This window comes from Actinomadura rupiterrae (genome assembly GCF_024172125.1).
Classification (GTDB): domain Bacteria; phylum Actinomycetota; class Actinomycetes; order Streptosporangiales; family Streptosporangiaceae; genus Spirillospora; species Spirillospora rupiterrae.
Genome location: NZ_JAMZEA010000001.1, coordinates 914,501 through 937,285 on the forward strand (window position 1 = coordinate 914,501; position 22,785 = coordinate 937,285).

Sequence of the window (22,785 nt, forward strand, 5' to 3'; positions counted from 1 at the left end):
CCCTGCTCCGCGCCCCCGAACCGGCGCCGCGGTGAGGCCACCGGACCTCGCCCCGGCGCGCGCGTGGCAGCCGAACAGCTCCATATCCGCTCCGTATCCGCCCGATTCCCATTCGCCAGCAGGGGGACCGCCAAGTGAACGACCAGCCGGGGCCGTCCGGCCAGCCGACCTCGCAGGACCCGTGGCGGCCGCCCGAGCCGCAGGGTCCGCCTCCCGGCGGCGCGCTGCCGCCGGGCGCCGCCGAGCAGACGGCCCGGCGCGCGCTGTGGCTCGGCGTCGGCTCGCTGGTGATCACCCTGTTCTTCTGGCCGGGCGGGCTCGCGCTCGGCGTCGCCGCGCTGGTCGTCGCGACCAAGGCGCGGCGGCTGGCGGCGGGACGCACCGCGCCGCCGCCCGGCGTCACCGGCGGCCTGGTCACCGGGACGATCTCGGTCGTGCTGGGAGTGCTGATGCTCGGCCTCGCGGTCTACCTGTGGCCCGAGGTCAGCGCCCTGGAGAACTGCAAGTCCGACGCCAACACGCAGACCGACCGGGCCGCGTGCGAGGCCAAGTGGCTGCCGGAGATCGCGCACAAGCTGCACGTCCGCACCTCGGACCTCGACCCGCTGAAGGGCATGCTCTAACCGGACCGAAGGACGGGCCGGAGGACGGGCCGGAGGACGGGCCGGAGTCGCGGGGTTAGCGGCTCCGGCCCGTTCCGCGTTCCAAGAGTGGCTAGGCGTCGTCGCGGGGGTCGTCGCGGAGGACGTAGATCGCGCCGCCGCGGTTCTCGGTGCGTTCCGGCTCGTCCGGGCGGGGACGCGGGACGTCCGTCTCGTCCGGCTCTGGTGTGATTTCCGGCTCAGGGGTGTGCTCGACCACAGGGGCGGGCGGCGGCTCGGGGGCGGGCGCGGGCTCGGGCTCGGGCGGCGGGGCCGGGTCGTCCATGAGGTCGGGGAGTTCGTCCTCGTAGCGGGTCTTGGACCTGGCCGGACGGCGCGGCGCCAAGACGGGCTCGGCCTCCTCGAACTCCAGCGGGTCGGACGCGTAGGGCGACGCCGACGGCTCGGGAGCGGCAGGCGACGGCGGCGCCTCGGGAGCGCTCCGGCCAGGAACGGGACGGCTGGGAGCGGGACGGCTGGGGGCGGGCGTGTCGGGGCGCCGGCGGCGGTCCTCGCCGGTCGCGGGCTCGGGCGCGTCCCGGCGGACGGTCTCGGTCCTGGCCTCGGCGGCGGGCTCGGGCGGGAGGGCGTCCGGAGCGGCGGCGCGGCGGAGGATGCGCCAGTTCGCCAGCCAGGCGGCGATCGCGGCGGAGATCCCGACCTCCAGCGCCGCGAGCAGCCCGACCTGCCACGCGGACGGCCCGACGGTCGCCATCCGCTCTCCGCCCAGCGGCCCGCCGGACAGCGCGGCGAGGACGGCCGTGACGAGCCCAGTGAGCGCCCCAGAAGCGAACCCCCACAAAGGCGCGGACTCCGACACGGTGCTCGGCATCGCCCGGACGGTCAGCACCCCGCCGACCGCCCCGGCCAGGAACGGCACGGCGAGCGCCAGCAGGGACGGCACGGGCGCGGGACCCGGCTGCGGCAGCGCCGCGAGCGGCGGGAACACGGGCACGACGTCCAGGATCACGCCGTTGGCCGAGACGCTCGTCCCGGCGCCGACGGCGAAGCCGGGGCCGATCGCGTACGCCATCCCCCAGATCACCGCGTTCGGCAGGAAGGCCACCTGGACCAGGACGAGCAGGACCCCGCCCACGATCCCGGGCGCGAGCAGGTCGTACTGCCGCGCGGCCTCGCCGGTGTGCATCGCCAGGGACGCGCCGACCAGCACCGCGCCCCCGCCGAGCAGCACCGACACCGATCCGGCGACGCCGACCACCAGCGAGCGCGGCCGCTCGGGCAGCAGCCGCAGCAGCGCGCCGAGCCCGGACCGGACGCGCCGTCCGCGCGCCGCGACGACCGTCCGCGCCGCGCCCATCCCGCCGCTGACGGCCGCGACCGTGAAGCACGCCACGACCGCCTGCCAGGGCGAGGGCTTGGCCACCGGGGACGCCGCCGCGAGCGCGAGCAGCCCGGCGAGCGCCGCGTACGGGGCGGCCAGCGCCACGGCGGCGCCGAGGACGGCGCGCCGCGCGTCCGCTCCACCCGCCGCGGCAGGGTGCCGCACCGCGTCCCGGGGCAGCCCGCGCCTGATCATCCAGCCGCCGCTGCGGTACAGCAGGAAGCCCGGGATCAGCAGGACGCCGAGCGGCAGCAGCCCGACCCGCCCGTGGTCGACCGAGAACCCCGCGTGGTGCGAGACCAGCCAGAAGTTGACCGCCGTCCGGAACACGCCGGGCAGGCCGTGCCCGAAGGCGGTCCGGGGCGCGGCGATCCAGCCGGCAAGGGTGATCGTGGTGAGCACGGCGAGGCCGATGCCGATGCACCAGACCGCGCCGACCAGCCCGTTCACCCACAGCGGCCGCTGCGCCGATGTGACCGGGATCTCGTTCGGGCCCGAAGGACCACCGGACCGCCCGTCCGGCTCCCGGGGCCCGGAAGGACCGCCGGACCGCCCGCCCGGCTCCCGCGGCCCGGAAGGACCTCCGGACCGCCCGCCCGATTCCGGCGGACCGCTGGAGCGTCCGCCCGGTCCCGAAGGGCCTGCGGAGCGTCCGTCCGGGGCGTGCGGCGGGGCGTCCGGGCGGCTCCGGGACGCGCCGGAGCCCGGTGGCGCGGGGCTGCCCGCCGCCGCGCCGGTCGCCGTCCGCTGCCGTCCCGTCTCGCTCACGGCGTCCATGCTGGCACCCCCACCTCGCCCAACGGCCGCCCATTCCCGGCGTGTCGCCTTTGCGGCGGGGAGGCGGCGCGAGCACGCCGCGAGGGCGGCAGGATGTACCGAGCACGCGCAACGATCGGATAACCCTGGATCCTCACGCGGTTCCGTCGCGTTGTGCGCGTCAGGAGCGGTCGCGTCTGTTCGGGGAGGGGCCGCTCGTCCCACGGGGAGGGATCAGGTGGTGGGTCCGCAGAGCATCGTGGTTCTGCTGTTGATGGTGGCGGTCTTCGGGGGGCTCGCCTACGTCCTGGCCAGGCAGGGGCCGCCGATCGTGCTGCGCGTCGGCGCGGGCGTGCTGGCGTTCGCCGTGTCGTCGGTGTTCGGCATGGCCGTCGTCAACCGGTTCTACGACTACTACCAGACCTGGGGCGACCTGTTCGACGACCTGTCGGGCAAGCACCCCGGCGTCCAGGCGATCCCGCCCGGCGGCGGCAAGAACCTCAAGACCGGCGGCGTCCCGGCCAAGGACGGCCTGCTGGTCTCCACCTACTTCGCGGGGCCCAAGAGCGGGCTGAACCGGCCCGGCCTGGTCTACCTGCCGCCGCAGTACTTCCAGGCGCCCTACGCCACCGCGCACTTCCCCGTGCTGGAGCTGCTGCACGGCTCCCCCGGCGAGCCCGCGGACTGGCAGCGCGGCCTGCACGTCTCCTCGACCTACAAGACGATGATCGAGAAGCACCAGGCCAAGCCCGCGATCCTGGTGATGCCGAACATCAACGGCAGCGCGCGCGGCGCGGGCGGCTCGCAGTGCCTGGACCGCCCGCACAACGGCGACAAGAACGACAGCTACCTCGCCGAGGACGTCCCGGCGTCGGTGCAGACCTCGTTCCGCACCGACCCGCCCGGCGCGCGCTGGGGCGTCGCCGGGTTCTCCGAGGGCGGCTTCTGCGCGGCGAACCTGGCGCTGCGGCACCCGAACGTGTTCAGCCTGGCCGGGGTGATGAGCGGCTACTTCCAGCCGCTGCCCGAGCGCGGCGGCGACCCGTTCGGCGGCGACGCGCGCGCCCGGCTGGAGAACGACCCGCTGTGGCGGCTCACCAACACCCCGCCCGGCGCGCGGCTGCCCGCGTTCTGGCTGATGGCGGGCGAGTCCGACCGCGGGGACGTGTCGGACGCCAAGCTCTTCCACGGCGTCCTGGAGAGCCACGGGCAGAACGCGCCTATGGTGCTGATCGCGCACGCCCGGCACACCTACGCCGCCTGGAACCCGGCGTTCCCGAAGTTCCTGAGCTGGGCCACGAACCGGCTCGGCGGCCCGGTCCAGGGGCCGACGCACGCGCCCGTCCCGGGCAAGTACCCGCCGGTCGGCCCGGCCAACCTGCCCGGCGGCGGCCAGGAGTCCCCGGCTCCGCCCCCCGTCCACGAGATCAAACCGTCCTGACACCCGATCGCGGCCTCAAGCCGTCCTGACACCCGTCCGCAGCCTCAAGCCGTCCTGACAACCGAGAACCCGCGTGGTCGGGCCAGACCACGCGGGTTCTCGGCGATCAGCGGGGTGCCGGTCTCAGCTGCCGGACGGCGGGGTGTAGGCGTTCACGCGCTCCCACATCCGCAGGTAGGCCTCGGCTCCGTTGGCCATGTCGTTCGTCAGCTCGGGGCCGACCGTCTTGCGCATGTCCTCGATCCAGTCGGGGACGAGGCCGTAGTTGGCGACGCCGTCCACGTTCAGGTCCCAGGTGCGCTGGCCGGTGGTGAGCTTGTCCAGCGTGACGCCGCTGAGCGCCGTGAACGGGTACTGGACGGAGCTGCCCTTGCGCGGACCGGGCAGCGGGCCGAAGCCGTTGGCGTCCAGGCCGTACCCGAAGCCGAACATGCCCTGGCCGCCGGCCTGCTGGAACGCCTGCTTCGCCTCCCGCCAGCCGCCCGCGAACTGGTCGGCGGGCGAGCCGTACTCGGTGACCATGCCGCCGAGCCTGTACACCCGGGCCTGGTAGCCCGGGTCCATCCAGCTGTGCGAGGAGATCACGCCCGGGTAGTGCGCCTGCTCCAGGATCGTGAGCGTCTGGTCGGCGGCCTTGGCGCTCATGTGGTCGATCTGGACGATCATCTTCCGCTTGATCATCTCTCTGATCATGTGCGCGCCGAGCGGGGTCAGGCCGCGCGTGTTGCAGTGCGGCGCGGCCGGGTAGAACGGCGCGGGCAGGTTCGGCAGGCCCAGCGCCGTCCGGACGGCCAGGGGCAGCGTGACCTGCGGCGTCACCGTGTTGTCGTGCGCCGGGCCCTTGCACGTCTCGACGTTCCAGAACTGGCCCGTCCCGACGAAGTTGCCGACGTTGACCGCGACCCCGGCCACGCCGCCGTCCATCCGGACGCCGCACAGCGCGTTGTCGAACTTGTGGCAGACGAACATGCTGGTCACGCCCTGGGCCTGCATGTGGTCCAGGCCGTCGTCGATCTGCTTCTCGGTGCACTGCGGGACGTCCCGGACCTCCCGGCAGCCGAACGGCTCGGACGTCTCGATGCTCTCGACCACCGCGAGCTTCCCGGACGCGGCGACCGCGCGCGCCTCCTGCGGCGTGCGGACCATCCGGAACCAGCCCTTGCCGGGCCCGCCGCTCAGCTTGTCGATGTACGCCTGCATCGCGAGGGCCTTGCCGTGCTCCAGGTCGAGCGTGGCGTCCTCGTCGCAGGGGTTCTTCTTGAGCGGGTACAGCTCGCAAAGCACCCGGTTCGCGACGTACTGGTCCACGATGACCCGCAGCCCGCCGCGCCAGGCGCGCTCCAGCCACGTGTAGTAGACCTGCTGGTGCGTCAGCGAGTCGTGCGCGGGCCAGTCCTTGAACGTCGGGTACCCGACCGGATCGTGCGTCCCGAACGGGCTGCCGTTCTTCAGGAAGTTCTCGAAGACGGCGAACTCGCCGTGCGGGTAGTGGTCGGGGCAGTCGCGCAGCGCCGCGGCGATGCCGTCCGGGTCGAACGGCTCGCCGCAGATCATGCGTCCGCCCATGTCGTCCGCGCCCTCGATGTGGGTGTGCGCGTCGAGCAACCCGCGCACGCTCCCGGAGGACGCGCTCTTGGCGACGGGGACGGGCCGCGCGGCATGCGCCGCGGACCCGGCGAAGGCGGGCACGGTGGCGCACACCAGGGCTATGACCAGCGCCGCGAGGGGACGAGACGTGCGGGGAGCACGCGGGGGTCTCATGGCCGCTCCATGGGGGGTGGGGGGCAAGGCGCCCATTAAAACATGAGCCCTGTTCACGTTCCTATGTCCCCACACAACAACTTCACGCCCTAAAGCGTCCTGAGACAACGAAAGACGCCCGGGCCGGGGGCTCGGGCGTCCTTCGTGGGCCTGATCGGGTGATCAGAGGTTCTGCATGATCTCCGCCATGAGGCGGGCGGTCTCGCTCGGGGTCTTGCCGACCCGGACGCCGACCTTCTCCAGGGCCTCCTTCTTGGCCTGGGCGGTGCCCGCGGAGCCGGAGACGATGGCGCCGGCGTGGCCCATTGTCTTGCCCTCGGGGGCGGTGAAGCCCGCAACGTAGCCGACGACCGGCTTGGTGACGTTGTCGGCGATGAAGGCCGCCGCGCGCTCCTCGGCGTCGCCGCCGATCTCGCCGATCATGACGATGGCGTCGGTGTCGGGGTCGTCCTGGAACGCCTTCAGGGCGTCGATGTGCGTGGTGCCGATGATCGGGTCGCCGCCGATGCCGACGCAGGTGGAGAACCCGAAGTCGCGCAGCTCGTACATCATCTGGTAGGTCAGCGTGCCGGACTTCGACACCAGGCCGATGCGGCCGGGCGTGGTGATGTCGGCCGGGATGATGCCCGCGTTGGACTTGCCGGGGGACGCGATGCCCGGGCAGTTCGGCCCGATGATCCGGGTCTTGTTGCCCTTGGACTCGGCGTACGCCCAGAAGTAGGCGGTGTCGTGCACCGGGATGCCCTCGGTGATGACCACGCAGAGCGGGATCCCGGCGTCGATCGCCTCGACGACGGCGTCCTTGGTGAACTTCGGCGGGACGAAGACGACCGACACGTCCGCGCCGGTCTTCTCCATGGCCTCCTTGACGGTGCCGAAGACGGGCAGCTCGGTGCCGTCGAAGTCGACCGTCGTGCCGGCCTTGCGGGCGTTCACGCCGCCGACGACGCGGGCGCCGGAGGCGAGCATGCGGCGGCCGTGCTTGGAGCCCTCGGAGCCGGTGATGCCCTGGACGATGATCTTGCTGTTCTCAGTGAGCCAGATGGCCATTTCACGCACCTGCCGCGGCGAGTTCGGCGGCCCGCTCGGCCGCGTCGTCCATGGTCTCGACCTGCTGGACGCCGGGCAGCGCCGCGTCCTTGAGGATCTGCCGGCCGAGCTCGGCGTTGTTGCCGTCGAGCCGGACGACCAGCGGGCGGTCGACGGTCTCGCCGCGCTCCGCCAGCAGCTTGTAGGCCGACACGATGCCGTTGGCGACCGCGTCGCAGGCGGTGATGCCGCCGAAGACGTTGACGAACACCGACTTCACGTCCGGGTCCGACAGCACGATCTCCAGGCCGTTGGCCATCACCTGCGCGGACGCGCCGCCGCCGATGTCGAGGAAGTTGGCGGGCTTCATGCCGCCGTGCTTCTCGCCGGCGTAGGCCACCACGTCCAGGGTGGACATGACCAGGCCGGCGCCGTTGCCGATGATGCCGACGTTGCCGTCGAGCTTGACGTAGTTGAGGTCGAGCTCCTTGGCCTTGGCCTCCAGCGGGTCGGCGCTCGCCTTGTCCTCCAGCTTCTCGTGCTGCTGGCGGAAGGAGGCGTTGTCGTCCAGCGAGACCTTGCCGTCGAGGGCCTTCACCTGGCCGTCGGCGGTGAGGATCATCGGGTTCACCTCGACGAGGGTGGCGTCCTCGTCGGTGAACACGGCCCACAGCTTCTCGATGATCGCGGCGGCGCCGTCCAGCGCCTCCTCGGGCAGCCGGCCCTGCTCGGCGATCTGCCGGGCCTGCGCGGCGTCCACGCCGTCCAGCGGCGAGACCGGCACGAGCGCGAGCCGGTCGTGCGGCACCTCCTCGATCTCCACGCCGCCCTCGACGGAGCAGATGGAGAGGAAGGTGCGGTGCGCCCGGTCCAGCAGGAAGGAGAAGTAGTACTCCTGCGCGATCGCCGAGCCCTCCTCGACCAGGACCTTGTGGACCGTGTGGCCCTTGATGTCCATGCCGAGGATCTGGGTCGCGAGGGCCTCCGCCTCGTCGGCGGTGTCGGCGAGCTTCACGCCGCCGGCCTTGCCGCGGCCACCGGTCTTCACCTGGGCCTTGACGACGACCTTCTTGCTGCCCGCGGAGAACAGCTCCTCCGCGATGGCACGCGCTTCCTGGGGAGTATGGGCGACCTTGCCGGTGGGCACCGGTACCCCGTACTCGGCAAAGAGTTCCTTTGCCTGATGTTCGAACAGGTCCACGAGAGGCGTCCTTAACGGATCGACAGCCAATGACCGCGGGTCGAGTGGGGTACACGGGGACTCATGGCGCCGTGCGGCCGCCACCCTGCGGTCCGCTCCGTCGAAGCAGCCTAGTCAACCCCGGCCCATGGTCATGCCTCCGGGGTCCCGGCGGGTTCCCCGGCGCCGTGTGAACTTGCTCATCCGGTGGCCGCGCGGCCCTGGCGCGCGGGCGGGATCCGGCGGTTCGGGGGTGGGTAAGAACGGTGCGGAGAATGCCGCGTTCACCCCCGCACAACACTGCGGCATTTGGCGGAGTTTGATGTACTAAGGCCCGTCTCAGGGGGGTGTTGCGGTGGCCGACAGCGGAGCCGGGCCGGTCGTCGGGCCGCTCGTGTGGCCCCGGCGCGTCCGCCGCGCGTCCGCGCTGCTCCTGGTCTCCGCCCTCGCCGCGACCTGCGGTGTCACGCTGCCCGAGAACGGCGAACCGGAGTGGGCCAGCCCCGGCCTGGTCGGCGGGGGCGGCTGGCCGTTCGCGGGCGACCCGCTCGCCCCGTCGGACGCCCCGGGGGCGCACTACCTGCCCGATTCGTCCGTGGTCCGGCTCGCGGACGGGCGGATCCGGCTCGTCCCGACGGGTGGCGAGGAGGCCATCACGGTCGCCGCGACGGACCCGCGTGTCGCCGAGGCCGTCCGGTCCGACCAGACCTGGCTCGCCCGCGGGACGGTCCCGGGCCGCCTCGTCCCGCAACTCGTCCCTTGCCCGCCTACGGGCAAGAACCGTCCGCTGCGTCCGGACGATGTGCTCCAGTCCTCCCGGTCCGAAATCGACTCCCTAAAGGGCGCCGTCAAACCACCGCCCACCCCTCCGCGCGTGGAAACCACACCGCCCACTCCTCCGCGCGCGGAAACCGCTTCGCCGGGGGCGGAAAGTGGAGCGTCCGGCGGGAAAGGCGGGCCGCTGGACCTGAACACCATCATGAAAAGGGGCTGCGTCCCCGTCCAGCCGCGGACGAACCCGCCGCAGGTGCCGACAACGGGGGCTCCGACGCGTCCACCTGCTGCCGGGAAGCCCGGAAAGCCGCCCAAGCCGAAGCCCACGCCGACACCCAGCCCCACTGAGACGGCCAGTCCTGCGCAGGAAGCCGGGCAGCACGGGCAGCTGACCGTGGCGGCCGCCACGGGGAAGGCGTCCGGCTACCGCGACATGGCCGCCCGCGCGCTCCAGGACCTCCGGCTCCTGACCAGGCCGAACGGCGCGTCGCTGGCCTCCTGGTACGGGGCGTGGCGGTACTCGTGGCCGCGCGACTCGGCGTTCGCGGCGGCGGCGTTCACGGTGACCGAGCATCCGGCCGAGGCGCGCCGGATCCTGCGGTTCCTCGCGCGCGTGCAGAGCCGGAACGGGATGTGGGCCGCGCGCTACAACCCCGACGGCAGCCCGGTAGCGGACGGGCGGCACGCGCAGCTCGACTCGCTCGGCTGGGTGCTGTGGGCGTCGTGGTTCTTCCGCACCGAGAACCCGCAGGCCGCGGCCGACCTGCCGGAGCTGTGGACGATGGTGCGCCGGGCCGCCGACCGGCTGGCCGCGTCGCTGCGCAAGGACGGCCTGCCGCCGCCGTCCTCGGACTACTTCGAGCGGCCCGCGTCGTCCGAGCAGGACCCGCATCGCGCGACGCTCGGCGTCGTCGGGCCGGTGCTGGCCGGGCTGCGGTCGGCCGCCGCGCTCGCCCGCGACCTCGGCCACGGCGACCAGGCGAACCGGTACCGCTCGGCCGCGCACAAGCTGCAGAACGCCGTCGCGGCGAAGTTCGCGCCGGTCGGGTACCCGCGCTCCCCCGTCCGCGGCGGGCGGATGGACACGTCGGTGACCTTCCTCAGCCCGCCGTTCGGGCCGTCCGACGGCGGGGTGACCGACGCCGTGCTGAGCGCCGCCGGGAAGCTCGCGCTGCCGAACGGCGGGGTGCTGCCGGGCGAGCGCTGGTCGGGCAACGCCAAGGTCGCCTGGACGCCGGAGATGGCGCTGTTCACGCTGTCGGCGGCGGCGTCGGGCCGTCCGGAGGAGGCGATGGCCCGGCTGGACTGGCTGTCCGGGCACCGCACGTCGCTGGGCGCGCTGCCCGAGAAGGTGGACGAGTACGGGCGCCCGGCGGCCGTCGCGCCGCTCGGCTGGACGTCCTCGCTGGTCGTGCTGAGCCTGGCCGCGCTGGAGAAGCCGCTCCCCGTCCCCGACCCGGGCTGACCGCCCGCGTGAACTGCTCGTCCTACGTGAACTGCTCGTAGCCGAGCTTGGCGACCAGCAGCGTCACCACGCACAGCAGGACGACCCGGACGAACCCGGACCCGCGCTTGATCGCGGTCCGCGCGCCGAGCTGCGCCCCGGCGGCGTTCGCGACGGCCATGCCGAGGCCGAGCGCCCACAGGATGTGGCCCTGGACGGCGAAGACGAGCAGCGCGCCGAGGTTGGTGCTGACGTTGATGACCTTGGCGTGCGCGGAGGCGTGCACGAAGTCGATGCCGAGCACGGCGGTGAACACCACGACCAGGAACGTTCCAGTGCCCGGCCCGAGGATGCCGTCGTAGAACGCGATGGCGAGGCCCGGGACGAGGATCGCGGCGGCGACGCGGCGGCGCGTGCGCAGCACCAGCTTCGGCTCGCGGCCGAGGTCGGGGCGGAGCACCACCAGCGCCGCGACCGCGAGCAGGACGACCATGATGACCGGCTTGAACACGTCCGAGGAGATCACCGACGCGCACAGCGCGCCCGCCGCCGAGCCCGCGACCGCCAGGCCCGCGCCGGCCGCCGCCACAGTCCGGTCGATCTTGGTGCGGCGCAGGTAGGCGTAGGCGGCGCTGGACGTCCCGGCGATCGAGGCGACCTTGTTGGTGGCCAGTGCGGTCGCGACCGGCTGGCCCGGGTTGAGCAGCAGCAGCGCGGGGAGCTGGATGAGCCCGCCCCCGCCGACCACCGCGTCCACCCAGCCCGCGCCCAGCGCGGCCGCCAGCAGCATGCCCACGTGCTCGATGCCCACCCGGCCGCCTCCAGTAAGTCTTAAATCAAGAACGTCGCTTACCTTATCGGGATGAACTGGGGCATTAGCTAGCCGTTTCGGCAGGAAACCCGCTCCGGGCGGTCCCTTGTTTCGTGTCGCGTCGATCACGCAACGTGTCGGTATGCCGACGGTGGTGCTGATCGGGACGCTCGACACCAAGGGCGCCGAGTACGGCTGGGTGCGCGACCGCCTGCGCGCGCTCGGCGCCGACGTCCTCCTCGTGGACACCGGGACCCGGGACGCCCCGCGCGTCACCCCCGACATCGCGCGCGCACGAGTCGCCGAAGCCGCCGGGCTCGCACTCCCCGATCTGGGACGGGACCGTGGCGCGGCCGTTACTGCGATGGCGCGCGGCGCGTCCGCGATGCTGCGCCGCCTCCACGACGAGGGACGCCTGCATGGCGTCCTGGCCATCGGCGGAAGCGGGAATTCGGCCCTGTCCTGCGAGGCGATGCGCGCGCTTCCCGTAGGCGTGCCCAAGCTGATGGTGTCGAGCATGGCGTCCGGCGACGTCTCCCACTACGTGGGCGGCACGGACCTCACGCTCATGTACTCCGTCGTGGACGTCGCGGGCATCAACAGCATTTCCGCGCTCGTCTTAGGGAACGCGGCCGCCGCCATAGCGGGGATGGCCCGCACCTACGCGTCCGGCTACGACTCGGGTAGCGAAACCGTGTTTCCCGCCGCTTCCCCCGGTCCCGCCGCTTCCGCCGGTCCCGGCGGTTCCGCCGGTCCCGGCGTGCCCGTCGTGGGGGCGACGATGGCCGGGGTGACCACGCGCGGCGTGGACGGGGCGCGCGAGCGCCTCGCCGAACTCGGCTACGAGGTGCTGGTGTTCCACGCGAGCGGCGCGGGCGGCCGCTCGTTCGAGGCGATGGCGGCGTCCGGACGGCTCGCAGGCGTCCTGGACGCGACGCTCCTGGAGGTCTCGACGGGCCTGCTCGGCGGCGTCGGCGCGGCCGGCCCGGACCGGCTCCGCTCCGCCGGACGCGCCGGGATCCCGCAGGTGGTGTCGCTGGGCGCGCTGGACATGGGCAAGTTCGGCCCGTCCGTGCCGGAGCGGCTCGCCGGACGGCGCGTCCACGTGCACAACGCGTCGGTCAAGGTCGTCCGGACGGACCCGTCCGAGTGCGCGGGGCTCGGACGGCTCGTCGCCGACCGGCTGCGGGCCGCCGCCGGGCCGACCGTCCTGTTCGTCCCGCTGCGCGGGCTGTCCTCGCTGGGCGCGCCCGGCGGGCCGTACCACGACCCGGCCGCCGACGCGGCGCTGTTCGAGGCCGTCCGGGAGGGGCTGGCGGGGTCGCGGGTCGAGGTCCGCGAATGCGACACCGACGCCGACGACCCCGAGTTCGGCCGCGCCATGGCCGACACGCTGCACACCTACCTCGGCGCGGCGGAGCACCGCGCCGCGGGCTGACTCCGACTCCGACTCCGCCTCCGACTGCGGCTCAGCGGTTGAGCCACTCGTCGGCGAGGATGGACCACAGCTGGTAGTCGCGCTGCCGGCCGTCGAAGTTGAAGCCCTGGCGGATGGTGGCCTCGTAGGTGAAGCCAATGCGCTTGGCCGCGGCGATGCTCGCCTCGTTGGAGGGCTCGCAGCCCCACTCGACGCGGAGCATGCCGCGCTCGCGGACGGCCCAGTCGATCATCGCCGTGGCGGCCCGGGTGATGATCCCGCGGCCGCGCGCCCACGGGCCGAGCCAGACACCGAGCTCGCAGACGTGCTGCCCGGTGTCGAAGATCCGGAACAGGGTGCCGCCGCTGAACACGCCGTCCACCCAGATGCCGTAGATCCGCGGGCCGTCGGCGGCCTGCGAGTCGGCGAAGCCCTGCAGGTAGGCGCGCGCGGCGTCCTCGTCGAACAGCCTCGCGGCGAACGGGATGTAGGCCCGGATGCTGTCGCGGACCTCCTCGACGTGCGCGTAGAACTCGGCCGCCTGCCATGGCTCCAGCGGACGCATCTCCACGCCTTCGGCCAATGTCAGACTCAGCATCCCGACCCTCCCAAAGTGCATACCGAACGTTTGTTACGTACCATAGCCCTGCTCACTGACCGGAAGGAAACCGATAACCGGTGGACGGAAGCCGACTGGAAGGAGGCCGCTAGCGTGCCCGCGCGAGGAGACCACGACGCACGGCGCCGGGACGTGTCCGCCGCCGTGTGGCGGGTGCTGGCCGCGGACGGCTTCGGCGGCCTGACGCTGCGCGCCGTCGCCGCCGAGATGGGCTCGTCCACGGGCCTGCTGACGCACTACTTCCCGAACAAGAAGGCGCTGCTCGCGCACGCGCTGGACCTCGCCGAGGAGCGCACGCTCGCGGGCCGGACGACCCCGGCGGGACGCGGCCTGGCGGCGCTGCGCGAGCTGCTCGCGGACGTGCTGCCGATCTCGGCGGAGGCGGTCGAGATGAACCGGGTCTGGGTCAGCTCGTGGGACGCCGCGCTCGCGGACGCCGACCTCGGCGAGCGCGAGACCGGCCGGTACGAGCGGTTCCGCACGCTGCGGCTGCGGCCGTTCGTGAAGCAGGCCGTGGAGCTGGGCGAGCTTCCGGCGGACGCCGACCCGGACGACATCACGACGATGCTGGCCGGGTTCGCGCACGGCCTGGTCGTCCAGGTGCTGTTCGACCCGGTCCGCTACCCGCCCGCGCGGCAGCTCGCGATGCTCGATCGAATGCTGGCTGGTTTGTCCGCCTAGCGAAGGATCGACCTACTACCCCTTTTTCGGCCAAGATGTCCACCCAGAGCCGAAAGGGGTCTTTGGTGACCGTTCTGGAGTTCGTGGACGCCCATGTCCATCATTGGCAGTCGAGCGTGCACGATTGGTATCCGATGCTGCACGTGACGCTACCCGAGGTGCCGCGGGACTACCCGCCCGCGCGGTACCGCGAGGACGCGGCGAGCGCCGGGGTCCGGATCCTCGGCACCGTGCACGTCTCCGCCACGACGGTGCCCGGCGCGTTCCTCGACGAGACGCGCTGGCTGGACGCCATGGACGCGCCGGACCGCCCCTCGGCGATCATCGGAGCGATCGACCCGGACGTGTCGCCGCCGGTGGTCGAGGCGCAGCTGGACGAGCAGGCGCGCAGCCCGCTGTTCCGCGGCGTCCGGGTGTTCGCGGGCCTGGCCCCGCTCGGCGACACCGCCGCCGCCCTCCTGCGCGAGCTGGGAAAACGCGGCCTGATCTTCGACCAGGTGATCCGCGCGCCGGAGGTCGACGCCTACCTGGCCGCGCTCGCCCAGGCGCCGGACGTGCAGGTCGTCCTGGAGCACGCGGGCTGGCCCGAGGCGGGCGACCCGGAGGAGTTCATCCAGTGGCGCGAGGGCCTGGCCAAGCTCGCCGCGCTGCCCCGCGTGGACTGCAAGATCTCCGGCCTGGGCATGCCGCTCGGCCGGCTGGACGCGGACGCGCTGCGTCCCTACATCGAGACCTGCCTCGACCTTTTCGGGATCGACCGCTGCTTCTTCGGCAGCAATTTCCCGGTCGACGGACTTTCCGGCACCTTCGCCGAACTCATGGCCGCTTACGAGCGCGTGACTTCGGGTCTTTCCGCTGATGAGAGGCGCAAACTCTTCGTCGGCAACGCGACCCGCCGCTACCTCCCGGCCTGATCATCCCCGCGCCCGGACAACCGCGCGCCGGTCGTCCGCGCGCAGCCCGGTCAGCCGCGCGCCCGGACAACTGCGGGCCGGTCGTCCGCGCGCCTGATCAGCCGTTCGCCCGGTCGACCGCGCAACTGATCAGCCGTTCGCCCGGTCCTCTGAGCGCTTCTCGGCGATCCGGCGCTCGACCTCGCCCCATGCGACCGGCAGGTCCGCCGCGGGGACGGTCCAGAACACGAACGTCGACTCGCGCATGACCTTCCGCTTGGCGCGCATCGTGGACTTGTGCGGCTCGGTGGACGCGTAGGAGTTCAGCGCGTCCCGGCCGTCCCACGCGGAGACCGTCCAGAACGTGCGGCGCGGCAACTGCGCGCGGAGCGAGAGGCCCAGCGCGCCGGGCGAGCGGCGGGCCTGCCGCAGCAGCGCCATCGAGGCGAGGAAGAAGCCCGGCACGTGGCGCAGCGACCGGACCTCCAGCCGGGACGCCATGACCAGCGCCTCCGCGCCGGGTCCGGGGGCCTGCGGGGTCATCCAGGGCAGCGTGGGCATGGCGAACCTCTCTCCGGCCGAACGTATCTTGACAGTGCCTAGTTTCCGCCGCACACCCCGAACTTGTCAATGGAAAGTTCGGGCCGTCCTGGCCTAGGCTGGCCGGGTGAGTTCGAGCTACCACCACGGCAACCTGCGCCGCGCCGTCATGGACGCCGCCGTCGCGGCGATCGAGGAGTCCGGGCCGTCCGGCTGGAGCCTGCGCGAGCTGGCCCGGCGCGCGGGGGTCTCGCACGCCGCGCCCGCGCACCACTTCGGCGACAAGACCGGCCTGCTGACCGCGATCGCCGCCGAGGGCTTCGACCTGCTCTCGGACGCCCTCACGCGGGCCGGCGACGACCTGCTCGACCTCGGCGTCGCCTACGTCCGCTTCGCGACCCGGCACCGCGCCTACTTCGAGGTGATGTTCCGCCCCGAGCTCTACCGGCCGGACGACCCGGACCTCGCCGCCGCCCGCACCCGCTCCGGCGCCCTCCTCGACCGCGCCGTGGACCGGCTCTCCCCTGATCCCGAGTCGGCCCTCGCCGCGTGGTCGATCGCGCACGGCTTCGCGGGCCTGTGGCTCAGCGGCGCCCTCCCGGCCGAGGTCGGCGCGGACCCCGAGGCCGCCGCCCGTCCCGTCCTCGCCAAGCTCTTCGCCGTCCAGCCCGGCGAACCCGCCTGACCTTCGGCCAGCACGGCTAGGGCAGGGCTCTGAGGCAGCGTTCGGCGTGGGCGCGGAGGCCCTCCGCGAAGCCCGGCGGGCCCTCGACGAGGGTGAAGTCGAGGTCCACGGACGTGATCATCCAGACGAGCGCCCAGAGCGAGTCGGCGCCGACGTGCATGAGGCAGCGGTCCCCCGCGACGGGTTCGAGGACGCCCATGCCCGGCCACACCCGCTCGGCCGCCTCCCCCGCCGAGACCCCCAGCTCGACCGTCGCTTGGAACGGCCAGGCCCTCTGCGCGAGGCGCCGGGACACGAACGCCGCTGGACCGCCGTCCGGGACGGTCCGCGCGGTGAACCTCGGCCCGGACGGCGTGCGCGGGACGAGCCGGTCCACGCGGAAGTTCCGCCAGTCGTCGCGGTCGGTGTCGTAGGCGACGAGGTACCAGTGGCGGCCGAAGTTGACCAGCCCGTACGGCTCGACATCGCGGACGGACCGGACGCCGTCCCGGCCGGTGTGGTCGAAGCGGAGGCGCTCGTGCCGGCGGGCCGCGTCCGCGATCGCCATCAGGACGTCCGCCGAGACCTCCGGCCCGGACGCGCCGACCCGCGTCGTCGCCCGCTGGAGCGCGTTCACCCGGTACCGCAGCCGAGGCGGCAGGACGCGTTCGAGCTTGCCGAGCGCGCGCAGCGCGTTCTCCTCGATGCCCGCGACCGAGCCGGCCGCCGCCGTGCGCAGCCCGACCGCGACCGCCACCGCCTCGTCGTCGTCCAGGAGCAGGGGCGGCAGCGCCGCACCGGCGCCGAGCCGGTACCCCGCCGCGCCCTGGACGGCCTCGACCGGGTAGCCCAGCTCGCGCAGCCGGTCCACGTCCCGCCGGACGGTCCGGGTCGTCACGCCGAGGCGTTCGGCCAGCTCACCGCCCGTCCAGTCGCGGTGCGCCTGCAAGAGCGAGAGCAGCCTGAGCAGCCGCGCCGAGGTCTCCAACACGTTCCCAGACTGCCAGAGACTTAGGACCGAACTCGTCCTAAGTGCTTCCTAGCGTGAGGGCATGACGAACATCAGCCCTTTCAAGGTGGACATCCCGCAGGAGCAGATCGACGACCTCCGCGCGCGCCTCGCCGCCACGCGCTGGCCGTACGAGCTGCCCGGCGTCGGGTGGGACCGCGGCGTCCCGGTCGGCTACCTCAAGGGCCTGGCCGAGCACTGGCGGACAGGTTTCGACTGGCGCCGCGCGGAGGCCGCGATCAACGCGTTCCCGCAGTTCACGACCGAGGTGGACGGGCAGCGCCTGCACTTCCTGCACGTCCGGTCCGCCGAGCCGGACGCCGTCCCGCTGCTCCTGCTGCACGGCTGGCCCGGCGGCGTCACCGACTTCCTCGACGTCATCGGCCCGCTGACCGACCCGCGCGCGCACGGCGGCGACCCGGCCGACGCGTTCCACGTGGTCGTGCCGTCGCTGCCGGGTTTCGGCTTCTCCACGCCGCTCGCCGGGCCGGGCATGAACGCGGCGCGGATGGCGGACGTCCTGCTGGAGGCCATGTCCCGCATCGGCTACGAGCGGTTCGCCGTACAGGGCTACGACCTGGGCGCGTGGGTCGCGCCGAAGATCGCCGCGGCCGCGCCCGGGCGGGTCCTCGGCGTCCACGTGAACGCGCTGCTCACCTTCCCGACCGGCGCGGACGGCGAGTTCGACGGCCTGTCGGACGCCGAGCACCGGCACTGGGAGCGGATGCGGAACTTCAACGACGCCTACCTCCAGTGCAACTCCAAGCGCCCGCAGACCATCGCCTACGCGCTGACCGACTCGCCTGTGGGCCAGCTCGCCTGGATCACCGAGAAGTTCAAGGAGCTGACCTGGCCGCCGGACGGCCTGCCCGAGGACGCGGTGCCGCGCGACCGCATCCTCGCGGACGTCTCGATGTACTGGTTCACCGCTACGGCCGGCTCGTCCGCGCAGATCTACTACGAGGAGATCACCGCCTCCGGCTGGTCGTCCGGCGACTCAGGTTCCACGGACGGCGAGGACGGCGAGGACGGCGCGAGCGGCACGGACGGCGCGAGTGGGTGGGCGGTCCAGAGGGGCACGGTTCCGATGGGGGTGCTGGTCAGCGCGCATGACGTGACGATCCGGCCCTGGGCCGAACGCGATCACAACGTCGTCCGGTGGACGCAGCTCACCGACGGCGGCCACTTCCTCTCGCTGGAGGCCCCGGACGTGCTGACCCGCGACGTCCGGGAGTTCTTCCGAAGCCTGCGCTGACAACGACGCCCCCGCGCCACCACCGCGCGGGGGCGTCCTCGGGATCAGCCGGCGATGCCGGCCACCTGGCGGGTGGCGGCGTTGAGGCGGTTCCACACGTTGATCACGGAGATCGAGACCAGCAGCGCGGAGACCTCCTTCTCGCTGTAGTGCTTGTTGACCTCGTCCCACAGCTCGTCCGAGACCGGGTCGGGGTTGTCGGCGACGCGGGTGACGGCCTCGGCCAGCGCGAGGGCGGCGCGCTCGGCGTCGGTGTAGTACGGCGCGTCCCGCCAGGCGGCCACGGTGAAGATGCGGTCGTCGGACTCGCCGGCGTCGCGCAGCGCCGTGGCGTGCATCTGGACGCAGACGCTGCACCCGTTGATCTGGCTGACGCGGAGGTTGATCAACTCACCGAGCCGCTTGGACACGCCGCCGCGCTCGACGGCCGCGCTCAGCGTGCCGAGGCCCTTGAACGCGCCGTCGAGGGTCATCGCGGGGTGGGGCATGCGGGCTTCCATGAGGGACTCCTATTCGGATCGTCTATGTTGCGGACTACCGACATGACGGATCCCGGCAGGAGTGTGTGACAGATGGACGCGGAAGATTCGCTCGCCGAGCGGTTCGAGGCGCAGCGGGTGCATCTGCGCTCGGTCGCCTACCGGATGCTGGGGTCGCTGAGCGAGGCCGAGGACGCCGTCCAGGAGGCGTGGTTCCGGCTCAGCCGCACCGACGTGTCCGGGGTGGAGAACCTGCCGGGCTGGCTGACCACGGTCGTCGGCCGGGTGTGCCTGGACATGCTGCGCGCCCGCAAGGCCCGCCGGGAGGAGCTGGGCGACGAGCGGCTGCCCGACCCGATCCTGACGCACGACCCCGAGCAGGAGGTGCTGGTCGCCGACCAGGTCGGGATCGCGCTGATGGTCGTGATGGAGACGCTCGCCCCGGCCGACCGGCTGGCGTTCGTGCTGCACGACATGTTCGCCGTGCCGTTCGACGAGATCGCGCCGATCATCGACAAGACGCCCGCCGCGACGCGGCAGCTGGCCAGCCGGGCGCGCCGCCGCGTCAAGGACACCGCGCCCGTGCCGGACCCGGACCGGGAGCGGCAGCGCGAGGCCGTCGAGGCGTTCCTCGCCGCCGCGCGGGACGGCGACCTGGAGGCGCTCGTCTCCGTCCTCGACCCGGACATCGAGCTGCGCGTGGACCTCGGCGGCGGCGGCCCGCTGCGCCTGGTCAAGGGCGCGCGGAACGTCGCGGGCCAGGCGCTCACCTTCCGCGACCTGGCCGCGTCGATGGAGTTCGTCCTGGTCAACGGTACGGTCGGGCTGGTCAACCGGGTCGACGGCAGCGCGTTCTCGCTGATGGCGCTGACCGTCGCGGACGGCCGGATCACCACCATGGAGATCATCGCCGACCGGGACCGGCTCAAGGGCCTCGGCCTCTGACGTCCGCAAGGAACTCGGGCTCTGTCGTCCACAAGGAACTCGGCCTCTGACGTCACATTCCGGCCGGTTCGCGGGTCAGCTGTACAGGAGACCCCGAAGGTGGAGGTGCAGGTGAACGGCGAGGAGTCGCTGGCCGCGCGGTTCGAGGAGCACCGCGCCCGGCTGCACGCGGTCGCGTACCGCGTGCTCGGCTCGAACGCGGAGGCGGACGACGCCGTCCAGGAGGCGTGGCTGCGGGCGAGCCGCGCGGGCGACGCGGACGTGGACAACCTCGGCGGCTGGCTGACCACGATCGTCGGCCGGGTCGCGCTGAACATGCTCCGCGCCCGGACGACCCGCCGCGAGGTGTCCTGGGACGAACCGGAGGCGCCCGACGAACCGGACGCCCCGGCGGACGCCGACGACCCCGCCGACGCCGCGATATTGGCGGACTCAGTCGGGCTGGCACTGCTGGTCGTCCTGGAGACGCTGTCGCCGGCCGAGCGGCTGGCGTTCGTCCTGCACGACATGTTCGCCGTGCCGTTCGACGAGATCGCGCCGATCATCGACAGGACGCCCGCCGCGGCCCGGCAGCTCGCGAGCCGGGCCCGCCGGCGCGTCCGGGGCGGGCGGGCGGACGCGACCGCCGCCCGTGAGCGCGAGGTCGTCTCGGCGTTCCTCGCCGCGTCCCGCGACGGCGACTTCGAGGCCCTGCTGGCGCTGCTCGACCCCGACGCCGTGCTGCGCGCCGACGCGACCGCCGCCGAGATGGGCGCGCCCGCGCGGATCGCCGGCCGGGAGGCCATGGCGGGCTTCTGGACGGGCCGCGCGAAGGCCGTCCTGCCCGTCGAGGTGGACGGCGTGCCCGGCGCGATGTGGCAGCTCCGCGGCGTCCCGCAGGTGGTGTTCGACTTCACCGTCCGGGACGGCCGGATCGTCGCGATCGACTTCGTCGCCGACCCGGAGGTGCTGGCGTCCCTGGACCTCGTCAAGCCGCCCCGCGACCGGGACGGCTAGCGTTGGCCCATGGCTGAACGCAGGCAGGCCGAGCCGACGGAGACGACGATCGCCTCCCATGACTGGGACGGCCGGGACATCGACGGCGAGACCTTCGAACGCGTCCTGTTCGTCGACGTCGACTTCACCGAGATGCGGAACACCGGCGGCACGTTCACCGAGTGCACCTTCCGCGGCTGCCGGTTCAACGTCTCGGAGCACACCGAGTCGGCGTTCCTGAACTGCACGTTCGTCCGCTGCAACCTGTTCGACGCGAGGTTCGAGGGCTGCAAGCTCGTCGGGTCGGTGTTCGACGGCTGCGCCTTCGACCTGCTGAAGGTCAGGGGCGGCGACTGGTCGTTCACGGGCTTTCCGGGCGCGAAGCTGTCCGGCGCGTCCTTCGAGGGGGTTCGGCTGCGCGAGGCCGACCTGACCGGCGCGACCTGCGAGAGGACCACCTTCCACAAGGCCGACCTGTCCGGCGCGTCGCTGCACGGCGCGAACTTCCGCAAAGCGGACCTGCGCGGCAGCGACCTCAACCCGGAGCACCTGCTGACCATGGACCTGAAGGGCGCGGTCATCGACCTCGCGCAGGCCGTGGTCGTCGCGTCCGCGCTGGGCCTGGACGTCCAGGTCTGATCAGATCCGGTCGCCCTGGGCGTCGAACAGCCGCGCCTTCCACTCCTGCTCCAAGGCCGTGGTGTCGTTGTCGTCCGGGTGGAAATCCCGCCGGTTGTAGGCGCGCAGGTGCCGCACGACGTCCCGCTGGACGAACGGCGACGTGCGCAGCCGCGCCAAGCTCCGCGCCAGCCGCGGCAGGTTGTAGGCCGCCGGATCCAGCGCCAGCGAGAACGCCGTCGCCACGACCACCACCGCCAGGAAATCCACCGTGACGATGTTCATGACCCAGGACCGCATCCGCTGGTCGCCGCTGACGGTCTGGAACACGTCGAACGCCACGGACTTGTGCTCGCTCTCCTCCAGCGCGTGCCACAGGAACATCGACCGCACCTCCGGCACGGTGAACATGTCCCGCGCCTCGGGCTTGTTCAGCAGCACGTACGCCAGCGTCGCCGTGTAGTGCTCCAGCGCCGCGGTGATCGCGAGCTGGACGTCCTTCGGCAGCACCCGCGCCCAGAACCCGAGCCCGTACTTCGTCCCCCGGTCGACGAACCGCGTCGGATACCCGAGCCGCGCGAGCCGCTCGTTGAAGTGCCGGTGCTCCCGCCCGTGCGTGACCTCCTGCCCGATGAACCCGGCGACCTGCGCCTTCAGCTCCGGATCGGAGATCTCGTCCCGGTAGTTCCGGACCGTCCGGACGAAGAAGTCCTCCCCCTCCGGGAACAGCGCCGAAAGCACCGACACCACATGGCTCATGACCAGGTCGCCGTCCAGGTAATGCCGGGGCAGCCGCCCCTCCGGATAAGCGAACTTCACCCGCCTGGCTCGCACGGTGCGAGGCCGGACGCGGAACACGGGACGAGAGGCGGATCTGCTCATAGGACTGAGGTCCATTCGCGAGGGGGTGACGTCCGCTGTGCCTCGAAAGTACGAACACCCCCACCCCTCATCAACCCCACCCCCCAGTGACCCCCATCACAATTAGACAAGATGCCAATTACCCCGGGCGTACGATGCCGCGATGCCCGCCTCCCGAACCGTCGTGCGCTGCCACCGCTCGCTGTTCCTCTATGCCGCGGGCTCCCTGGTGGCGACGTTCGTCACCGCGAGGCTGATGTTCGACGCCCCGGACTCCTCGATCCACCTCGACCGGAGCCTGGTGGCCCTGGCCGTCGAGGCCCTCGGCCTGGCGCTGCTCGCCGGGCTCCGCCGACGGACGATCATCGACGCGGACGGCGTCGAGATCGTCCGCTCCTTCAGCCGGGTGCGGGTGCGCTGGCAGGACGTCCACGAGGTGACCATCCAGAGTTCTGCGATCAAGAACGCAGGCTCCTGGAGCGTGTACGTCCGGACCCTGGAGCGCGAGCATGTCGCCTTCTGGTACCCGGGCGGGATGAACCTCGGCTACACGCGTTCCGGCAAGGCGTCGCCGTTCGCCCCGACGGCCGTCAACAAGTGCTTCGAGCGGCTTGAGGAGGCTCGGTCGGGGCGGGGGCGGTAGAGCGGGC

Annotated in this window: 22 protein-coding genes; 12 read left to right on the forward strand and 10 right to left on the reverse strand. The window is 72.7% G+C overall.

Going from position 1 to position 22,785, the window contains the following annotated elements; all coding sequences use genetic code 11:
* The first annotated feature begins 134 nt into the window (after window positions 1-134).
* Window positions 135-623, forward strand: a complete 489-nt coding sequence (locus FHU30_RS04050) for a hypothetical protein (protein ID WP_253871589.1) — start codon at window positions 135-137, stop codon at window positions 621-623.
* Between the two features lie 91 nt (window positions 624-714).
* Here FHU30_RS04050 and FHU30_RS45815 read toward each other — a convergent pair whose 3' ends face one another.
* Window positions 715-2,751, reverse strand: coding sequence for a cell division protein PerM (locus FHU30_RS45815; RefSeq protein ID WP_308211180.1), 2,037 nt, complete (start codon window positions 2,749-2,751; stop codon window positions 715-717).
* A gap of 229 nt (window positions 2,752-2,980) precedes the next feature.
* Here FHU30_RS45815 and FHU30_RS04060 point away from each other — a divergent pair, with 229 nt between their 5' ends.
* Complete coding sequence (locus FHU30_RS04060; RefSeq protein ID WP_253871591.1) at window positions 2,981-4,180, forward strand: alpha/beta hydrolase; 1,200 nt, start codon at window positions 2,981-2,983, stop codon at window positions 4,178-4,180.
* 123 nt (window positions 4,181-4,303) lie between these two features.
* Here FHU30_RS04060 and FHU30_RS04065 read toward each other — a convergent pair whose 3' ends face one another.
* The 3 genes from FHU30_RS04065 to sucC all read right to left on the reverse strand — a co-directional run bounded on the left by FHU30_RS04065 (window position 4,304) and on the right by sucC (window position 8,171).
* Window positions 4,304-5,941: an amidohydrolase family protein gene (locus tag FHU30_RS04065; protein WP_253871593.1), complete on the reverse strand. Its 1,638-nt coding sequence runs from the start codon at window positions 5,939-5,941 to the stop codon at window positions 4,304-4,306.
* Window positions 5,942-6,103: 162 nt separating this feature from the next.
* Window positions 6,104-6,991 carry a succinate--CoA ligase subunit alpha gene (gene sucD, locus FHU30_RS04070; protein ID WP_253871595.1) on the reverse strand — a complete coding sequence of 296 codons (888 nt, stop codon included), beginning with the start codon at window positions 6,989-6,991 and terminating at the stop codon, window positions 6,104-6,106.
* Between the two features lies 1 nt (window position 6,992).
* Window positions 6,993-8,171 carry an ADP-forming succinate--CoA ligase subunit beta gene (gene sucC / locus FHU30_RS04075; RefSeq protein ID WP_253871603.1) on the reverse strand — a complete coding sequence of 393 codons (1,179 nt, stop codon included), beginning with the start codon at window positions 8,169-8,171 and terminating at the stop codon, window positions 6,993-6,995.
* A gap of 334 nt (window positions 8,172-8,505) precedes the next feature.
* Here sucC and FHU30_RS04080 point away from each other — a divergent pair, with 334 nt between their 5' ends.
* The gene (locus FHU30_RS04080) at window positions 8,506-10,389 is read left to right on the forward strand and encodes a glycoside hydrolase family 15 protein (protein ID WP_253871612.1); all 1,884 of its coding nucleotides are present in this window, start codon (window positions 8,506-8,508) and stop codon (window positions 10,387-10,389) included.
* Between the two features lie 22 nt (window positions 10,390-10,411).
* Here FHU30_RS04080 and FHU30_RS04085 read toward each other — a convergent pair whose 3' ends face one another.
* Window positions 10,412-11,179 carry a TSUP family transporter gene (locus FHU30_RS04085; protein WP_253871622.1) on the reverse strand — a complete coding sequence of 256 codons (768 nt, stop codon included), beginning with the start codon at window positions 11,177-11,179 and terminating at the stop codon, window positions 10,412-10,414.
* Window positions 11,180-11,321: 142 nt separating this feature from the next.
* Here FHU30_RS04085 and FHU30_RS04090 point away from each other — a divergent pair, with 142 nt between their 5' ends.
* Complete coding sequence (locus tag FHU30_RS04090) at window positions 11,322-12,617, forward strand: Tm-1-like ATP-binding domain-containing protein (RefSeq protein WP_253871624.1); 1,296 nt, start codon at window positions 11,322-11,324, stop codon at window positions 12,615-12,617.
* Window positions 12,618-12,648: 31 nt separating this feature from the next.
* On the opposite strand, the gene FHU30_RS04095 is transcribed toward FHU30_RS04090, so the two are convergent.
* On the reverse strand, window positions 12,649-13,194 hold the full coding sequence (locus FHU30_RS04095) for a GNAT family N-acetyltransferase (RefSeq protein ID WP_253871632.1): 546 nt from the start codon (window positions 13,192-13,194) through the stop codon (window positions 12,649-12,651).
* 114 nt (window positions 13,195-13,308) lie between these two features.
* Here FHU30_RS04095 and FHU30_RS04100 point away from each other — a divergent pair, with 114 nt between their 5' ends.
* Together FHU30_RS04100 and FHU30_RS04105 are read left to right on the forward strand one after the other, a co-directional pair.
* Window positions 13,309-13,896, forward strand: coding sequence for a TetR/AcrR family transcriptional regulator (locus FHU30_RS04100; protein WP_253871634.1), 588 nt, complete (start codon window positions 13,309-13,311; stop codon window positions 13,894-13,896).
* Window positions 13,897-13,961: 65 nt separating this feature from the next.
* Complete coding sequence (locus tag FHU30_RS04105; protein WP_253871636.1) at window positions 13,962-14,810, forward strand: amidohydrolase family protein; 849 nt, start codon at window positions 13,962-13,964, stop codon at window positions 14,808-14,810.
* Between the two features lie 129 nt (window positions 14,811-14,939).
* Here the strand turns inward: FHU30_RS04105 and FHU30_RS04110 are convergent, their stop codons facing one another.
* Complete coding sequence (locus FHU30_RS04110; RefSeq protein ID WP_253871638.1) at window positions 14,940-15,350, reverse strand: hypothetical protein; 411 nt, start codon at window positions 15,348-15,350, stop codon at window positions 14,940-14,942.
* A 106-nt stretch (window positions 15,351-15,456) separates the two neighbouring features.
* Between FHU30_RS04110 and FHU30_RS04115 the strand changes: the two genes are divergently transcribed.
* Complete coding sequence (locus FHU30_RS04115; RefSeq protein WP_253871645.1) at window positions 15,457-16,014, forward strand: TetR/AcrR family transcriptional regulator; 558 nt, start codon at window positions 15,457-15,459, stop codon at window positions 16,012-16,014.
* Between the two features lie 16 nt (window positions 16,015-16,030).
* Here FHU30_RS04115 and FHU30_RS04120 read toward each other — a convergent pair whose 3' ends face one another.
* Window positions 16,031-16,984, reverse strand: coding sequence for a helix-turn-helix transcriptional regulator (locus FHU30_RS04120; protein WP_253871647.1), 954 nt, complete (start codon window positions 16,982-16,984; stop codon window positions 16,031-16,033).
* Window positions 16,985-17,045: 61 nt separating this feature from the next.
* Between FHU30_RS04120 and FHU30_RS04125 the strand changes: the two genes are divergently transcribed.
* Window positions 17,046-18,257 carry an epoxide hydrolase family protein gene (locus tag FHU30_RS04125; RefSeq protein ID WP_253871649.1) on the forward strand — a complete coding sequence of 404 codons (1,212 nt, stop codon included), beginning with the start codon at window positions 17,046-17,048 and terminating at the stop codon, window positions 18,255-18,257.
* Between the two features lie 44 nt (window positions 18,258-18,301).
* Here FHU30_RS04125 and FHU30_RS04130 read toward each other — a convergent pair whose 3' ends face one another.
* The gene (locus FHU30_RS04130) at window positions 18,302-18,757 is read right to left on the reverse strand and encodes a carboxymuconolactone decarboxylase family protein (protein ID WP_253871650.1); all 456 of its coding nucleotides are present in this window, start codon (window positions 18,755-18,757) and stop codon (window positions 18,302-18,304) included.
* 72 nt (window positions 18,758-18,829) lie between these two features.
* Between FHU30_RS04130 and FHU30_RS04135 the strand changes: the two genes are divergently transcribed.
* The 3 genes from FHU30_RS04135 (at window position 18,830) to FHU30_RS04145 (ending at window position 21,295) form a co-directional block, all read left to right on the forward strand.
* Window positions 18,830-19,681 carry a sigma-70 family RNA polymerase sigma factor gene (locus FHU30_RS04135; RefSeq protein ID WP_253871657.1) on the forward strand — a complete coding sequence of 284 codons (852 nt, stop codon included), beginning with the start codon at window positions 18,830-18,832 and terminating at the stop codon, window positions 19,679-19,681.
* Window positions 19,682-19,792: 111 nt separating this feature from the next.
* Window positions 19,793-20,677 (forward strand): sigma-70 family RNA polymerase sigma factor, encoded by an 885-nt coding sequence (locus FHU30_RS04140; RefSeq protein WP_253871917.1) that lies wholly within the window; start codon window positions 19,793-19,795, stop codon window positions 20,675-20,677.
* Between the two features lie 9 nt (window positions 20,678-20,686).
* Entirely contained in the window at window positions 20,687-21,295 is a 609-nt protein-coding gene (locus tag FHU30_RS04145) for a pentapeptide repeat-containing protein (protein WP_253871669.1), read from the forward strand.
* Here FHU30_RS04145 and FHU30_RS04150 read toward each other — a convergent pair whose 3' ends face one another.
* On the reverse strand, window positions 21,296-22,093 hold the full coding sequence (locus tag FHU30_RS04150) for a metal-dependent hydrolase (RefSeq protein ID WP_253871671.1): 798 nt from the start codon (window positions 22,091-22,093) through the stop codon (window positions 21,296-21,298).
* 205 nt (window positions 22,094-22,298) lie between these two features.
* On the opposite strand from FHU30_RS04150, the gene FHU30_RS04155 reads away from it, so the two are divergent.
* On the forward strand, window positions 22,299-22,778 hold the full coding sequence (locus tag FHU30_RS04155; RefSeq protein ID WP_253871673.1) for a PH domain-containing protein: 480 nt from the start codon (window positions 22,299-22,301) through the stop codon (window positions 22,776-22,778).
* Window positions 22,779-22,785: the final 7 nt, after the last annotated feature.

Excerpts from the sequence above, each read along its gene's own strand:
- FHU30_RS04065 (WP_253871593.1), bottom strand. The coding sequence starts at position 5,941 with ATGAGACCCCCGCGTGCTCCCCGCACGTCTCGTCCCCTCGCGGCGCTG.
- sucD (WP_253871595.1), bottom strand. The coding sequence starts at position 6,991 with ATGGCCATCTGGCTCACTGAGAACAGCAAGATCATCGTCCAGGGCATC.
- FHU30_RS04090 (WP_253871624.1), top strand. The coding sequence starts at position 11,322 with ATGCCGACGGTGGTGCTGATCGGGACGCTCGACACCAAGGGCGCCGAG.
- FHU30_RS04095 (WP_253871632.1), bottom strand. The coding sequence starts at position 13,194 with ATGCTGAGTCTGACATTGGCCGAAGGCGTGGAGATGCGTCCGCTGGAG.
- FHU30_RS04110 (WP_253871638.1), bottom strand. The coding sequence starts at position 15,350 with ATGCCCACGCTGCCCTGGATGACCCCGCAGGCCCCCGGACCCGGCGCG.
- FHU30_RS04125 (WP_253871649.1), top strand. The coding sequence starts at position 17,046 with ATGACGAACATCAGCCCTTTCAAGGTGGACATCCCGCAGGAGCAGATC.
- FHU30_RS04130 (WP_253871650.1), bottom strand. The coding sequence starts at position 18,757 with ATGGAAGCCCGCATGCCCCACCCCGCGATGACCCTCGACGGCGCGTTC.
- FHU30_RS04135 (WP_253871657.1), top strand. The coding sequence starts at position 18,830 with ATGGACGCGGAAGATTCGCTCGCCGAGCGGTTCGAGGCGCAGCGGGTG.
- FHU30_RS04145 (WP_253871669.1), top strand. The coding sequence starts at position 20,687 with ATGGCTGAACGCAGGCAGGCCGAGCCGACGGAGACGACGATCGCCTCC.
- FHU30_RS04155 (WP_253871673.1), top strand. The coding sequence starts at position 22,299 with ATGCCCGCCTCCCGAACCGTCGTGCGCTGCCACCGCTCGCTGTTCCTC.